Source organism: uncultured Campylobacter sp. (genome assembly GCF_938017705.1).
Classification (GTDB): Bacteria; Campylobacterota; Campylobacteria; order Campylobacterales; family Campylobacteraceae; genus Campylobacter_B.
In genome coordinates this window covers 1-14235 of the sequence record NZ_CALIIS010000094.1, presented here as the reverse complement: position 1 = coordinate 14235, position 14235 = coordinate 1, and the positions used below count along the sequence as shown (strand labels likewise).

Here is a 14235-nt window from a genome sequence, read left to right as displayed (position 1 = left end):
GTCGGCGTCGCTTCCGCGCAAGCTTTTTATCATCGCGCTGGCAAGCTCGTAATGCACGTCGTCGCTGCTAACGCCCGCAGCTACGGCATTTGCACGCAGCGTACGAAGCGTATCAAGCGTAATGGCGCTGTCTGCCAAAAGCGCAAATTCCAGCAGGTTTAACATACTCCTTGCATCGCCGCTACTGGAGTTTAGCAGGTATTTTCGCGCCTCCTCGTCCATCTCAAAGCCGATCTCGCCCTGAGCGCGCACCAAAAGCGCCTCCAAATCCTCGTAGCTAAGCGGCTCGAACTCAAAGATCATCGAGCGCGAGCGGATGCCGCTACTTAGCACGAACTGCGGATTTTCCGTCGTCGCGCCGATGATGATCGCGGCGTAGTTCTCCATCGGGATTAGCAGCACCTCCTGCTGCGTCTTGCTTAGGCGGTGGATTTCGTCGATGAAAATGAGCGGCTTGATGAGTGAGCCGGCGTGCGAGGATAGAATTTTGCGGATATCCTCAACCTTCAGGCTCGTGGCGTCAAGCTCGTAAAAATCGTAGTTTAGCTCGCTTGCGATCACGCGCGCCATCGTCGTTTTGCCGCTGCCTGCGGCGCCGAAAAATATACTGTGCGGGATGCTGCCTGCGGCGACGAATTTTTTAAAAACCGCCACGATCTTGCCCTGCCCCACGATCTGCTCTAAGCTTTTGGGGCGAAATTTCAAGCTCAAACTCATTTTGCAACCTTAAAAATTTTGCCCCGATGATAGCGTTTTTATGATTAAATTTTGAAATTCGGCTAAATTTAAAGGGCGGAATTTTGAAATTTTATTTACAGCGAAGTTTGGAATTTATGCACGACGCGGGCTTGGAATTTTAGCCGCGCGAGCGAGCTTAAAAATTTCAGTAGGATTTTAAAATTTTATGCCGTGCGCGGGCTGGCGATATAAAATTTTGCGGCGTACGGATCGCGCAGATTTAGCGGCCTTAGCAGTTTTAAAATTTAATGCCTGCGTATTGCGCGACCGCGCCGTTATACATAGCGCACCCGAAATCAGCTCGGCGCGTAAGATAAAATTTTAAAATTTAGTCCATTTTGGGGCTAAATTTTATCTCGCGACGGGCGGCGAGCTGATAAATCAACAAATCAATAAACGTAAAATCGACAAAGCAAAAAATCGTTATGCTCACATAAACTCATCGCGCAACCATCGCGACTATCGCTTCGCCCGCGCAGAAATTATCGCGTAAATCTATCGCCTACGTAACGCAAAAATGTAAAATATAATCGCGTAATCGTTGCAATAACCCGCACAATCGCGCAAAACTCATCGCACCGATTCCGGCGTCAGCGTGAAATTTAATCGCGCAAAGCTGCACGTCTGCATAAAATGCGTAAAATTACCGCGCCAACGGCCTGCTCGTGCAAAAACCGCCGTCTATTTGAAAAGCTCGGTAGAAAGATACCTCTCGCCGGTATCGCAGAGGATCGTAACGATCACTTTGCCCTTGTTCTCGGGCTTGGCAGCGATCTGCGCGGCAGCATAAACGTTCGCACCGCTTGAGATGCCCACGAGCAAGCCCTCTTTTTGTGCCAGCTGTCTAGCTGCCGCAAACGCATCGTCGTTCTCAACGCTCAAAAAGCCGTCGATGACGCTTCTATCAAGATTATCAGGGATAAAATTTGCGCCGATGCCCTGGATTTTATGGCCGCCCGCACTGCCGCACGTAAGAAGCGGCGAACTAGCAGGCTCCACGCCGTAGGCTTTGAGGTTTGGATTTTTAGATTTTAAAAATTTCGCCGTGCCGCTGAGCGTGCCGCCGGTACCAAATCCCGCGACTAAAATATCTACCTTACCGCCGCTTTGCTCCCAAATTTCAGGTCCAGTGCTTTGAAAATGCGCTTTTGGATTGCTTGGGTTATCAAACTGGCTCGGGATAAAGCTATTTGGAGTGCTCGCAGCCAGCTCATTTGCCCTATCTACCGCGCCTTTCATTCCGAATTTTGGATCGGTTAGTTCGATTTTAGCCCCGAATGCGGCGATGAGCTTTTGGCGCTCGATACTCATCGAGCTTGGCATCGTTAGGATGAGCTTCATACCGAGCTTCGCCGCGATCATCGCAAGCCCCACGCCCGTGTTTCCGCTGGTAGGCTCTATCAAAACGCTATTTTTATCGATTTTGCCCGAGCTTAGCGCGTCTTTTACGATCTGCCACGCGATGCGATCCTTGACCGAGTGGCTTGGGTTTAAAAATTCCGCCTTGGCTAGGATGAGGGCATTTTTGCCAAACGTATTGATTCTAACTAACGGAGTATTGCCGATGAGCTCCGTAACATCGTTTGCTATTTTCATATTTTTCCTTTAAATGCTGAAATTTAAATACTGGACGCTTCGCGCCATCATCTCCTCATAGCTGCTTAGAGGCTCGTTAAATATCTCTGCCAGCTTAACGTCGAATTTCTCAAAAAACGCCCGCAGTCCGGGATCGCTCATCTGAATGCTAGTCATCCGCAGATCCTTTTCAAGAGCGGTAAAAATTTCACCGAAAGAAATCTCACTAGCATCTCTGGCTAGGTGATAACCGCCGTTTTTACCTTTGATGCTACACACTAGCTTTTCGTTTCTAAGGGTATTTAGAATTTGCTCCAAATAATTCTTAGAAACTCCCGTACGCTCGGCTATCTCTTTTATACTTATCGGCGCTACTTCGCTAGCTTTGGCGATCTGCAAAATTGCAGCCAGCCCATAAACGCCCTTTGTGCTTAAAAGTGCCATTATTTCAGTGCCTCGCTAAGATCGGAAATCAAATCATTCGCGTCCTCTATACCCACGCTTAGGCGGATTAAGCTCGCAGGCACGCCAGCGCGGTTTAGCTGCTCCTCGTTTAGCTGCGAATGCGTCGTGCTCGCAGGATGAGTGATGATCGACTTCGTATCGCCGATATTTGCTACGACAGAGAAAATTTTAACCTTACTAACCGCCTTTAGCGCTGTTTCTTCGCTATCTACGATGAAACTCATCAGACTGCTTGCATAGCCGTTTTTAAATTTCGCTTTGATCGCGGCATTAAACGGCGAGCTTGCAAGCCCCGGATAATTGACCTGCTTTACCTTCGGATGATTTTGCAAAAATTCTGCGATCTTTAGCGCGTTTTGCGAGTGTTTTTGCATACGAAGCGGCAGTGTTTCAAGCCCCTGGATGAGCTGAAACGCGTTAAACGGCGATAGCGTCGCACCAATATCGCGAAGCAAGGACAAGCGAATCCTAAGCGTATAAATGTCGAAATTATCTACTAAATCTGCATAAACTAAGCCGTGGTAGCTATCATCAGGCTCGTTAAAATGCGCGTAACGCGGATTGCCTTTGAGTTTGGAATTTAATCCTTTGCCCGAAACGATCGCGCCTGCGATGCTAAGCCCCTGCCCGCTTATATATTTGCTAGCGCTGTGGATTACGACATCGGCGCCGTCATCAAGCGGATTGTAAAGCGCAGGGCTTGGGATCGTGTTATCCGCAATCGTTACTACGCCGTGCTTATTTGCGATTGTAGCGATTTTAGCGGTATTTGCAACTGAAATTTGAGGATTTGAAAGCGTCTCAAAAAAGATCGCTCTAGTCTTATCGTCGATTAACCCTTCCAAATTATCTGCCGTTTCGGAGTCAAAAACCCTAGCTTCGATGCCAAAACGCTTGATCGTGTGCGCCAAAAGCGTGGTCGCGCCGCCGTAAATTTTCTCGGCGATGATGATATTTTCGCCCGCTGCGGCTAAATTTGCCACCGCAAAAAATATCGCCGCCTGCCCACTAGAGACCGCGATTGCAGCTTTGCCGTTTTCCAGCGCCGCAAGTCGCGCCTCAAAAACATCAGTAGTAGGATTTGTCAAACGCCCATAAATCGGTCCTAGATCACGCAGCGCGAAGCGATCGGCAGCCTTTTTGCTAGAACCGAAGTTAAACGCGGTGCTTTGATAGATCGGAACCGCCATTGTGCCGTAGCCGGCGATAGAATCGTAACCGAAGTGAGTTGCGAGGGTTTCTTTTTGCATTTTCGTCCTTTGTAAAAAATTTGACGAATAATAGCTAAATTTTAAAATAAAGTCAAGTATTTTTATATGATTTTAAAATGCCTATAATACAGGATTTATAGAAAAAATGTTATTAAAATATAGTTTTACAATATGCGTAATTTTGCCAAAATTTCGAATTTTGCTATAATGCGCGCTTTAATTAAGGAAAAATCATGCAAATCAAAGAAAAAGATGAGCGCGTTAAATATATCCGCGCGTTAGAACGCTTCGTAAAATCCGCCGTAGCACTGCTAAAGCGCGAGGATTTCGACGCAGAGCTTTTTGCGAAGCGAATAGCTAAAAACTATGAAATTTTATCTAAAGCGGCCGCTACAAATCTCGATAGTCCCTACACCAAGGCGCTTGAGAGCTTTGCTAAAAACGTCCTTGATGCTAGCGAGGCAGGACAGATCGGCGATGCTGCGTTTAGATCGGCACTGCAGCATGAAGCAAACGCTTTGCAAAAGCTCAAAAATAATAAGAGTTACAAAAAAGACAAGCACAAAATCGATTTTTTAAAGGATTATTAGATGAAAACCGTGATTTTTGATATGGATGGCACGCTGCTCGACTCCTCGCGCGCGATCGAAATCAGCGTCAATAACACTCGCCGCGAGCTCTACGGTCTAGCACCGCTGCAAAAGAATTTCATCGTCCGCACGATAAACGATCCGAGCAAGAACGCCTTTTTGGAATTTTATGGAAAAACCGAAGCAAGTGCCGAAGAGCTTGCGTTTTTTGAAAAAGAATTCGTAAGCAATTACCGCGATTTCGCCGTGCTTTACGAAGGTATCGAAGATCTTTTGCACTCGTGCAAAAAAGCAGGATTTTTTCTCGCAGTCGCTTCTAATGCGCCTTCCTATACCCTAAGCGCGATCTTAGAAAAAACGGGGGTGCGCAGGCTATTTGATCTGGTCGTAGGCGCGAACGAGCAGATGCCATCAAAACCCAACCCTGTGATGCTGCTACACGTAATTGCATGCTCACCGCACAAAAACGCGATTTTTTTAGGTGATAGCAAAAAAGATGAGCTAGCCGCAATCCGTGGCGCGGAATTCTTACAAAATTTAGAATTTCAAGGCGGCAATGACGGCGAGAGCTTAAATGCCAGCCGTGACACTAGTAGAAAGAATTTCAGCGCTAGCAGCAGAGGATTAAGCTCTTGCGGCGAAAATCTTAACGCAGATGAAAAATTCCGCCCTAACGACACAGATGCTGACGGAGCGGCAACGCTAAGCTTTAAAGGCGCCAAAATTTCCGCAAAAGCAGAAGCGACGGAAGACTCACAAACTGCGGCGGCGCGATGCTTTCAAGCAAATTTGGCAGATCTAAGAGGCGCAAAACTTGAGTATTTGCAGGTATGCTGGGGGTTTGGCGAGCCTAGCGAACTAAGCCGTAATGCCCTAAGCATCGCGCAAGCGCGCGAAATCATCGGCGGAATTTAAAGCAGCCTGGCTTTTGAGGCATAGCTAATTAAAAGTAGTATTGTAGCAGGGTAAAATCACGCTTAGGCTCTTAAAACGGAGCGAATTCCATCTTCGCGTGCAACGCAAGCGCAATTAAAATTTAAAAATGATCCTTGCGCGAAAAATTCCACTAGCATGAGAAACTGGGATTTCATCTGCGCGAGTGGAATTTAAAATTTTAAAAGTAGCTTTTGTGGTGCGCGATTTTATCTGCGTGAAAAATGAAATTCTATCTGTAAAAGGTGACGGAATTTTAAAAATTTAAAGACGCTCTCTCGCGGCTTAATTTAAAATTTGCCTCGAAAACCAGACTTAAAATTTAATGCAAACGCGATTTTGGAATTTTGCTGCGTCCATGAAATTTCAAATTCTCGCAAAGCGGCGGAATTTTAAAATTTTAAAAAGCCTGATCTGTGTTATGCACGCGAGTAGATTTTGCATAAGTAGAATTTATCCGCCGCGCAGAAATCAAAATTTTACCGCACAAGCAAAGCAAAAATCCTCTCCGCCTACGCGAAATTCAAGAATTTTACCGTTTAAACAAAGCGGAATTCTATCCGCTCAAGCGAAACCTAAAATTTCACTCGCGCCAAAGAATTTTAAAATTTCCGCAAAAAAATAAAGCTGCTTATCTGTAAATTTAAAATTCCACCTTCTGCAAAGCTTCGCGTTTAATCTGCCACGCGACCAAGATTAAATTTTTAAATTCCGCTCGCTCTGCCTATCTCGCAAACAAGTAAAATTTTAAAATTTATAGATTCAAAGCCCAAAATCCCGCGCTTAAGCTTAAAATTTATCACACGCAAGTGCAAAATCTGCGTAATTACTCATGTTTAAAAGCCCCCGATAGTTTGCCGCGCCCTAACCTAAATTAAATTTTACATTTGCTATAATCGCGAAATTTTAAGGAAGGTAAATGGATATTTTTGAAGGTAGCCCAAGAGAGAAATTTTTTGAAATTTTATCCGCTGCAAGCCCTACTTTAGTGCAAAACGAAATCGAAGAAGCTCTAATCCGCCTCATCGCCTGTGAGCGGCTCTGCGAAACGCGCGGCATTAGCGAGCGCGAGATCGAAAGCTTCATCGCGCAGCAGGATCTACAAGACGAGCTAAACGACAAATTTTTGCAAATGAGCGGGAATATCCTAAGCAACAACGAATAATGCAAGATCAAATCGATTTAATTATGAAAAGCTTCATCGCAGACTGCGGCTACGAGCCCGCTAGCGAGATGTTTGATAGGCTAAGCCCCGGTAAAAAATTGCGCTCCAAGCTGCTACTAAACATCGCGCAAAAAGATGAAAAATCACTGCGTCTGTGCGCGATCATCGAGCTCATTCAAGCCGCAAGCCTGCTGCACGATGACGTCATCGACGAAAGCTCGGTGCGCCGCGGCAAGCCCTCGATCAACGCCACCTACGGCTCCAAAAACGCCGTGATGCTGGGCGACATACTCTATTCCAAGGCATACTTTGAGCTTTCTAAATTTGAAAGCCGCATCGCCGCCGCGCTTTCGGGCGCCGTTACGAAGCTGGCCGTGGGCGAGCTGATGGATGTTAGCTTAAGCGACGATTTCAACGACGATGCGAGCAAATATCTGCAGATGATCTATCTAAAAACCTCCGCTTTGATCGAAGAAGTCGCGCGCTGCGGGGCGTTTTTAAAATTCGGCGGCGCGGAAAATCGCGGCGAAATTTCAGATATGAGCCGCACAGAAAACGAGGGCGAAATTTCAAGCTCTAGTGCTGCGAAAGATCATGATAAAATTTCAAGCGCGAGTGCAAAATTCGGCGAATACGGCAAAAATTTGGGGCTTGCTTTTCAGATAATCGATGATATTTTAGACGTGACGCAAAGCTCAGAAGCGCTCGGTAAGCCGAGCCTGAGCGATTTTGCGGAGGGCAAAACCACCCTGCCATACATCTATTTATACGAAAATTTAGATGATGCGCAGCGGCAAAAGCTAAAATCGTTTTTTAAAAAGCAGTTGCGCGAGAGCGAAATTTCATGGATCAAAGCGAAGCTTAGCGAGCACGACATTATCGAGCGCTGTATAAACGAAGCTCGTGCCTACGGGCAAAAGGCGCTCGAAGCCGTGGCGGAATTTAAAAACGACAAGCTGGAGCAAATCGTGCGAGATATGATAGATAGGGAGTTTTGATGGCGTATATGAGCGTGAGCTTCACCCACAAAAACACGGATATCACGGTTCGCGAGAAACTTTCGTTTTCAAACGATGTGCGCAAGAAAGAAATTTTGCGCCTTTTGGCTTCAAACTCCGCGATAGAGGAGTGTTTGGTGCTTAGCACCTGCAACCGAGTAGAAATTTTTACCGTCGTAAGCGACTTTGATGAAGCGCAAAAGTTCGTGCTTTTGGCACTTTCGCGCGTAAGCGGCGTGAGCTACGACGAGCTAGCCGAGCGCGCCGATATTTACGAGGATTACGGCGCGATACACCACCTTTTCGCCGTCGCAGCCTCTCTTGATAGCCTCGTAGTGGGCGAAACGCAGATCGTAGGCCAGCTCAAAGACGCCTATAAATTCGCGATGCAAAACGCTCGCGCCGGCGCGCAGATCGCAAGAGCGATAGATGAAGCGCTAAAGTGCGCGGCGCGCATCCGCAACCAAACCGAAATTTCAAAAAATCCGATCTCGGTCTCAAGCGTCGCCGTGGCGATGGCAAAGGATAGACTGGGCTCCTTGCAGGGCGTAAACGCCGTGGTAGTAGGCGCGGGAGAGATGAGCGAGCTAGCGTGCAAGCACCTGCTCGCAAACGGCGCTAATATCACGATCTTGAACCGAAATTTAGCCGGCGCGCAGAGGCTGGCCGCCTCGCTACTTGGCGAGAATTCCTTGGATACGAAAAATTACGCGGATGAAAATCCCGGCACAGGAAAAAATTCAGACGGCTTAAATTCCGGAAATGTCGCGAATTTCGCGGGCGAAAATCCCGCGCAAAAACAAAATTCCAAAGACGGCGTAAATTTTAATAAAGAGACTTTTACAGACAGCAATGAATCTCGCATAGCAGGCGAAAATCCCAAGGACGATAAAAATTCCACCGCCTGCGCAAATTCCTCCGCGCAGGTACAATCCCGTATTAAAATCGATAGCCTTGATAATCTCAAAAAATATCTAAACGTAAATAGCCTATTTTTCAGCGCTACGGGCTCGCAAGAGCCGATCATTACCGATAGCTTGTTAGAGCCCAAAAGCTTTAAACGATATTTTTTCGATATCGCCGTGCCGCGCGACGTAGAGCTCACCCAAAGTGAAGACGTCGAGGTTTATAGCGTCGATGATCTGGAGGAGATCGTAAAGAAAAATTTGCTGCTTCGCGAGGAGCAGGCGCAGATCGCTTACTCGATCGTGGCAAAATGCACGAATGAGTTTTTCAAATGGCTGAGGGCGGCGGCATCCACGCCGATCATCAAGGCTTTGCGCCAAAGCGCGAAGCAAGTAGCCGAGCTAGAGCTAGCCAAGGCGCTTAAAAAGGGTTATCTAAAGCATAGCGATGCGGAGGAAGCGCGCAAGCTGATCCATCAGGTTTTTAAAGCGTTTCTGCACGCTCCGACGGTAAATTTGAAAAACCTTGGCGAAGCGGACGATGCAGACGGCGTAGTAAATGCGCTGGTCGAAATTTTTGAACTGCAAGAAAACTACGAAAAATTTTTAAATCAAGAAAACGAGAAAAAGGACAGACAGAATGAAATTTAGCAAGCTTTTCGCTCCGAGCCTAAAAGAGGCCCCCAGAGACGCGGTACTACCTAGCCACGCGCTTTTGATCCGCGCGGGATTTATCGAGCAGCTGGGCAGCGGGCTTTATAATTTTTTGCCGCTAGGAAAGATAGTGCTGGAGCGGATCTGCGCCGTCATCAGGCAGGAGATGGACGCTGCGGGCGCGCAGGAGGTCTCTTTTAGCGTCGTGACGTCCGCGGATGCGTGGAAAAAAAGCGGTCGCTACGCCAAATACGGTAAGGAGCTGCTGCGTTTCAAAGACCGCAAGGATAACGACTTCGTGCTAAGCCCTACCAACGAGGAGGCGGCGGTTTTGATGGTAGCGGATAAGATCACGAGCTACAAGCAGCTGCCGCTAAATATCTATCAGATCAATACGAAATTCCGCGACGAGGCGCGCCCTCGCTTCGGGCTTCTGCGCGGACGCGAATTTATAATGAAAGATGGCTATAGCTTCCACGCAGATGCTGCGGATATGAAGCGTGAGTTTGAGGTGATGAGGCAGGCGTACTCGCGGATCTTTACGCGGCTTGGGTTAAATTTTCGCGCAGTCGATGCGGACAGCGGCGCGATCGGCGGCAGCGGCAGCAAGGAGTTTATGGTGCTAGCGGATAACGGCGAGGACGATATCGTCGTGTGCAAGCGCTGCGAGTATGCCGCAAACATCGAGGCTGCGCGCCGTGCTCCCAAAACCACGAACGCCGCCGCGCCCGAAACCGACGGTATGATGAAATTTAAAACCCCCGCGATGAAAACGATCGACGCGGTGGCGGAATTTTTCAAAGTGGATAAATTCTACACTATCAAAGCGGTGATCAAAAAAGCGCTATACGAGGATCGCAGCGAGATCGTAGCGTTTTTTATCCGCGGCTGCGACGAGCTGCAAGAGACCAAGGCGCAAAACGCCTGCGCCGCGCTTGAGCTAGTCGATGCCAGCGAGGAGGAGATCGCGCGAGCGGGCTTTACGGCGGGCTTTTGCGGACCTTTTGGGCTCGGCGAGGGAGCGAAATTTTACATCGACGCCGAGCTAAAAGGAGCGCGCGAGATGATCGCGGGCGCAAATGAGCCGGATTACCACTACGTGGGCGCTAGCGTGATAAATTTTAACGAATCACGCTTCGCGGATCTCGCCGCCGTAGGCGAAGGCGATGCATGTCCGTGCTGCGGCGGCGAGCTTGGCATCACAAAAGGCATCGAGGTGGGCCATATCTTTCAGCTCGGCACGCGATATTCCGAGCCGATGGGAGCGCGATTTTTGGATGCAAACGGCAAGGCTCGTGCGTTTTACATGGGCTGCTACGGCATCGGCGCAAGCCGCCTAATCGCCGTGGCGATCGAAAGCAGTCACGACGAGCGAGGCTGCGTGTGGCCGCGCGAGCTGGCGCCTTTCGAGCTTGAGATCATCATCTCAAATCACAAAGACGCGGCGGCAGTAGAATTTGCCGAGAAACTATACGAGCAGTGCCGCGCGCGCGGAGTGCGCGTGCTACTTGATGATCGCGCGGAGCGTTTCGGCGTGAAGATGAACGACTTCGAACTGATGGGCTTTCCGTACGCAGTGCTCGTAGGCAAAGCCCTAGCAGAAGGAAGCGTCGAGTTCATCACCCGTGCAGGCCTAAAGCGGCAGAGCTTAAGCGCGGATGAAATTTTAAAGCTTATCGAGAGAAAATTAGCTGAGAAAAATTAGAAAGCACGTGAAATTTAGCCCTAAATTTGGGCTAAATTTTGCCGCCATATTTTAAAATTTGCGAGCCGCTTTTGCGGCTACGGCGGATTTATTTTGCTGGCTCTATCCTGATCTGCCCGTCTTTTACAACCAAGCCCACATCGCCATCTATCACGCCTAGACGCACGATACCATCGTAGTAGGGTTGATAGCCGTAGTAGATCACAAAGGTATTCCACGGAGCAAAGTAAGAGATTTCGCCCCTTTTGCCGTCGCGTCCTTTTGGCTCGCCGCTTACGTCAAGCGGTTTTGGCAGTTTGGCGATCTTTTCGTGTCCGGCGTAGTCGCTTAAATTTAACGTTAGCGGTAGCTGTGCGGCAAAGCTCCTTGCAGCGATCGTGTCGTCTAAGACAGCAGTGACTTCGCTGCTAGAGCTTTTTAGAACTATCTTTAAATTACGCATTTTCTCCCCAGCCACTAAATTTATCCCTGCAAAAAGCATAAAGATGGCTAAAATTTTTCTCATTTTTACCTTCCTTATCTCTCGAATTTACCCCTGCAAAGCGCAGGGGCAGCGGTTATTTCAAATTTGCTTTGAAAAATTCCTCAAATTTATCGTATGGGATCTTGTTGTTTTTGTTATCGTATAGGTCTGTATGCACGGCGCCAGTGACGATAACTAGCTCTTTATTTTTGTTGCCAAGCGATTTAAAAGCGTCCTCGCTAAAGTATCTTGAGTGCGCCTTTTCGCCGGCTACGATAAGAGTCGGAGTTCTCATCTCGCTTGCGTAAGCAAGGATCGGCATATTTATAAACGAGATAAGATTTGTAACGATCCAGCCGCTCTCTCCGCTGTTTGAATTTACAGAGCGTTTGTGATATCCGCGCGGCGTGCGGTAAAAGTCCGCATATTCAGCTATAAACTGCGGCGTGCTTGCATCTATCTTTTTTGGATCAACGTTTATCGCACCAGTATATGCCGGTTTGCCATTTTTAGCATCGACCCAGCGTTGCTCGGCTAGCTTCTTTTTCGTCTCATATCTCTCATCCGCGCCTATGCTATCGTTGTAGCCTTTTGCTACCACTCGCGTCATATCATACATCGTGCTGGTTGCAACCGCCTTGATGCGAGGATCGCTAAGAGCCGCATTTAGAGCAAAACCGCCCCAGCCGCATACGCCTAAAATGCCGATACGTTCAGGGTCTACATTGTCTTGAAGGCCTATAAAATCAACCGCCGCGCTAAAATCCTCGGTATTTATCTATGGGCTTGCTAAATTCCTCGGCTCGCCGCCGCTCTCGCCCGTGTAGCTTGGATCAAAGGCAAGCGTGATAAATCCGCGCTCAGCTAGCGTTTGCGCATAAAGTCCGCTTGATTGTTCCTTTACCGCGCCAAAAGGCCCGCTAACTGCGATCGCAGCGGCTTTGCCTTTTAAATTTTTAGGTGTATAAAGATCGCCTACTAGCTCCACGCCGTAGCGATTTTTAAATTTGACTTTCTTGTGATCTACCTTATCGCTTTTGGCGAAAATTTTATCCCACTCGCTAACCATAGAAACCGCCTCTAGCGGTGATTTTGCCACGTTTGCACCTGCCATTGCATTGCCTCCTAAAATAAAATTGACGCTATAAGCGCCGCTGCAAATTTCTTAAGATACATCTTTGTCCTTTTGGTTTTGATTTAGCTTTACAAGCTGTTTTGTAATGTGCATTCTAGCAGGATTTTAAATTTTACGTTAGAACGATCCTCCAAATTTCATGCCTAATCCTGTAAAATTTCTAAAAAGGGGTATAATTTCATAAAATTTGAGGCGGAAAGCAAGATGAGCGAGCTAAATTTACTAAAAGAGCAGACAAAAGAGTTTTTACTAGATAGATACGGCGTAAACGGCCTTGTTCAAAGCGACATCGACTCGCTTGATTTTTACATCAGCGAAAAGACGCATGATTTTATCAATGTGATCTACAATCCATCTTTGTGCATTATCTTGCAGGGGGCAAAATCGGTGGGTTTTGGCGATGAGATGAGCGGATACAACGAGCAAAGGTATCTGCTCACATCGACCTATATGCCTCTAAGAGTGAGCCTAACCGACGCCTCAAAAGAGAGGCCATATATCTCGCTTACCCTTAATTTTAGCATGGATGAAATTTATGAAGTGCTAAAAAACGTCGAGATAAAAGAAGATAACATGCAAAAAAGCCAAAAAGGGGTATTTTTCGGCGATCTTACGGAGGAGATACTAGAGCCTGTTTTGCGCTTTATCTTGCTGCTTGAAAAGCCAAAAGAAAAGATCAAATTTCTCTCAGATCTTGCTAAAAAAGAGATCCTTTATACCCTTGTAACAAGCGATAAAAGCGGCTACTTTTTAAATAAATTTGCTATGCAAGGCAGCGTTTCTAATAAAATTTTGCATGCCGTCGCAAAGATAAAAAACGAATTTACGCAAAAGCTAAATATGAAAGAGGTCGCGTGCGCTTGCGATATGAGCGAGTCTTCGCTATATCATAACTTCAAAATCGTAACCTCGCTAAGTCCCATCGCATTTCAAAAAAAGATCCGCCTAGAAGAGGCAAAAAATCTGCTCGCGACCAAAAATATCGGCGTAGCGCAGGTCGCCTTTGACGTAGGATACGAGAGCGCGTCGCAGTTTAGCCGCGAATACGCAAGGATGTTTGGCGTGCCGCCTAAAATTCACAGCGAAATTCTACGCTCCGGCGTGGCGTAAGTTTAAATTTGATCTAAATTTGACGAAAAAGGCAGAGGAAAGGGCTATTTAAATTTGGCGGTAAAATTTAGCTCGCACCGCTAGCTGCATTTTTCGGCTCGCCTCAAGCTCCGCCGTTTTTAAATTTTACGCAGGCTTTAGCGCATAAAATTTAAGCGCCGTTTTCTAAATTTAGGCGTGCTCTTAGAATGGCACGCGTCTAAATTTAACGTCCTAAAATTTCAAATTTATCGCCGTGCACCGCGATCGCTTCGGCGTTATTTATCGGCGCCAAATTTAGCTTGCCGCCGTAAATTTTTAAAATTTCGGCCGCACTTTGCACGAAAGGCTCCTCGCCGTAGTGCGGCACCGGGTAAAATTTAACCAGATCAAGCCCAGTTTGCGCCGCGGCCCCGTAGTCGCCCGCATCGTCCATCACGCTCGCGTACTCCACGCTGGGAGCTGCGATCATAGCGCCCGCCGACTCGCCCACGTAGATGAGCTCGCCGCTTCGGACGCGACCGGCGATGAGGGTTGCTAGACCTTTCTTTTTAAGCTCGCGCAAAAGATAAAAGGTGTTGCCGCCGCTTACGTAAAGCACCCGCGCCG

The 14235-nt window shown here is 47.6% G+C and carries 14 protein-coding genes and 1 pseudogene; 8 read left to right on the top strand and 7 right to left on the bottom strand.

Going from position 1 to position 14235, the window contains the following annotated elements; translation table 11 throughout:
• From Q0605_RS04875 to Q0605_RS04860, 4 genes are all read right to left on the bottom strand, one after another.
• A partial coding sequence (locus Q0605_RS04875) for an AAA family ATPase (protein WP_298704750.1) occupies positions 1 to 717 on the bottom strand: 717 nt, incomplete at its 3' end.
• Positions 718 to 1419: 702 nt separating this feature from the next.
• A complete protein-coding gene (gene cysK, locus Q0605_RS04870; RefSeq protein ID WP_295151870.1) occupies positions 1420 to 2334 on the bottom strand; it encodes a cysteine synthase A in 915 nt (304 codons plus the stop codon).
• Positions 2335 to 2343: 9 nt separating this feature from the next.
• Positions 2344 to 2757 (bottom strand): Rrf2 family transcriptional regulator, encoded by a 414-nt coding sequence (locus Q0605_RS04865; protein ID WP_005870604.1) that lies wholly within the window; start codon positions 2755 to 2757, stop codon positions 2344 to 2346.
• A complete protein-coding gene (locus Q0605_RS04860) occupies positions 2757 to 4028 on the bottom strand; it encodes an aminotransferase class I/II-fold pyridoxal phosphate-dependent enzyme (protein WP_298704748.1) in 1272 nt (423 codons plus the stop codon). The genes Q0605_RS04865 and Q0605_RS04860 overlap by 1 nt, the downstream gene beginning before the upstream one ends.
• Before the next feature lie 191 nt (positions 4029 to 4219).
• On the opposite strand from Q0605_RS04860, the gene Q0605_RS04855 reads away from it, so the two are divergent.
• The 7 genes from Q0605_RS04855 to Q0605_RS04825 all read left to right on the top strand — a co-directional run bounded on the left by Q0605_RS04855 (position 4220) and on the right by Q0605_RS04825 (position 10939).
• Positions 4220 to 4579, top strand: a complete 360-nt coding sequence (locus Q0605_RS04855; protein WP_297962354.1) for a hypothetical protein — start codon at positions 4220 to 4222, stop codon at positions 4577 to 4579.
• Positions 4580 to 5494: an HAD family hydrolase gene (locus Q0605_RS04850; protein WP_298704746.1), complete on the top strand. Its 915-nt coding sequence runs from the start codon at positions 4580 to 4582 to the stop codon at positions 5492 to 5494.
• Positions 5495 to 5870: 376 nt separating this feature from the next.
• Positions 5871 to 6137 carry a hypothetical protein gene (locus Q0605_RS04845; protein WP_298704744.1) on the top strand — a complete coding sequence of 89 codons (267 nt, stop codon included), beginning with the start codon at positions 5871 to 5873 and terminating at the stop codon, positions 6135 to 6137.
• Positions 6138 to 6431: 294 nt separating this feature from the next.
• Positions 6432 to 6677, top strand: coding sequence for a DUF2018 family protein (locus Q0605_RS04840; RefSeq protein WP_297962070.1), 246 nt, complete (start codon positions 6432 to 6434; stop codon positions 6675 to 6677).
• Entirely contained in the window at positions 6677 to 7675 is a 999-nt protein-coding gene (locus Q0605_RS04835) for a polyprenyl synthetase family protein (protein WP_298704742.1), read from the top strand. Before Q0605_RS04840 ends, Q0605_RS04835 begins: the two co-directional genes overlap by 1 nt.
• On the top strand, positions 7675 to 9231 hold the full coding sequence (gene hemA, locus Q0605_RS04830; RefSeq protein WP_298704740.1) for a glutamyl-tRNA reductase: 1557 nt from the start codon (positions 7675 to 7677) through the stop codon (positions 9229 to 9231). The genes Q0605_RS04835 and hemA overlap by 1 nt, the downstream gene beginning before the upstream one ends.
• Positions 9221 to 10939 (top strand): proline--tRNA ligase, encoded by a 1719-nt coding sequence (locus Q0605_RS04825; RefSeq protein WP_298704738.1) that lies wholly within the window; start codon positions 9221 to 9223, stop codon positions 10937 to 10939. The genes hemA and Q0605_RS04825 overlap by 11 nt, the downstream gene beginning before the upstream one ends.
• 88 nt (positions 10940 to 11027) lie before the next feature.
• On the opposite strand, the gene Q0605_RS04820 is transcribed toward Q0605_RS04825, so the two are convergent.
• Positions 11028 to 11444 carry a cyclophilin-like fold protein gene (locus Q0605_RS04820; RefSeq protein WP_298704735.1) on the bottom strand — a complete coding sequence of 139 codons (417 nt, stop codon included), beginning with the start codon at positions 11442 to 11444 and terminating at the stop codon, positions 11028 to 11030.
• 52 nt (positions 11445 to 11496) lie between these two features.
• Positions 11497 to 12516, bottom strand: a pseudogene (locus Q0605_RS04815) (alpha/beta hydrolase).
• 225 nt (positions 12517 to 12741) lie between these two features.
• Here Q0605_RS04815 and Q0605_RS04810 point away from each other — a divergent pair.
• A complete protein-coding gene (locus tag Q0605_RS04810; protein ID WP_298704732.1) occupies positions 12742 to 13647 on the top strand; it encodes an AraC family transcriptional regulator in 906 nt (301 codons plus the stop codon).
• A 205-nt stretch (positions 13648 to 13852) separates the two neighbouring features.
• Here the strand turns inward: Q0605_RS04810 and Q0605_RS04805 are convergent.
• A partial coding sequence (locus tag Q0605_RS04805) for a Type 1 glutamine amidotransferase-like domain-containing protein (protein ID WP_298704730.1) occupies positions 13853 to 14235 on the bottom strand: 383 nt, incomplete at its 5' end.

What these genes read in the sequence shown, in the direction of transcription:
- Q0605_RS04840 (WP_297962070.1), top strand. Translation starts at nt 6,432, where the DNA reads ATGGATATTTTTGAAGGTAGCCCAAGAGAGAAATTTTTTGAAATTTTA.
- cysK (WP_295151870.1), bottom strand. Translation starts at nt 2,334, where the DNA reads ATGAAAATAGCAAACGATGTTACGGAGCTCATCGGCAATACTCCGTTA.
- hemA (WP_298704740.1), top strand. Translation starts at nt 7,675, where the DNA reads ATGGCGTATATGAGCGTGAGCTTCACCCACAAAAACACGGATATCACG.
- Q0605_RS04865 (WP_005870604.1), bottom strand. Translation starts at nt 2,757, where the DNA reads ATGGCACTTTTAAGCACAAAGGGCGTTTATGGGCTGGCTGCAATTTTG.
- Q0605_RS04845 (WP_298704744.1), top strand. Translation starts at nt 5,871, where the DNA reads ATGAAATTTCAAATTCTCGCAAAGCGGCGGAATTTTAAAATTTTAAAA.
- Q0605_RS04835 (WP_298704742.1), top strand. Translation starts at nt 6,677, where the DNA reads ATGCAAGATCAAATCGATTTAATTATGAAAAGCTTCATCGCAGACTGC.
- Q0605_RS04810 (WP_298704732.1), top strand. Translation starts at nt 12,742, where the DNA reads ATGAGCGAGCTAAATTTACTAAAAGAGCAGACAAAAGAGTTTTTACTA.
- Q0605_RS04850 (WP_298704746.1), top strand. Translation starts at nt 4,580, where the DNA reads ATGAAAACCGTGATTTTTGATATGGATGGCACGCTGCTCGACTCCTCG.
- Q0605_RS04820 (WP_298704735.1), bottom strand. Translation starts at nt 11,444, where the DNA reads ATGAGAAAAATTTTAGCCATCTTTATGCTTTTTGCAGGGATAAATTTA.
- Q0605_RS04825 (WP_298704738.1), top strand. Translation starts at nt 9,221, where the DNA reads ATGAAATTTAGCAAGCTTTTCGCTCCGAGCCTAAAAGAGGCCCCCAGA.
- Q0605_RS04860 (WP_298704748.1), bottom strand. Translation starts at nt 4,028, where the DNA reads ATGCAAAAAGAAACCCTCGCAACTCACTTCGGTTACGATTCTATCGCC.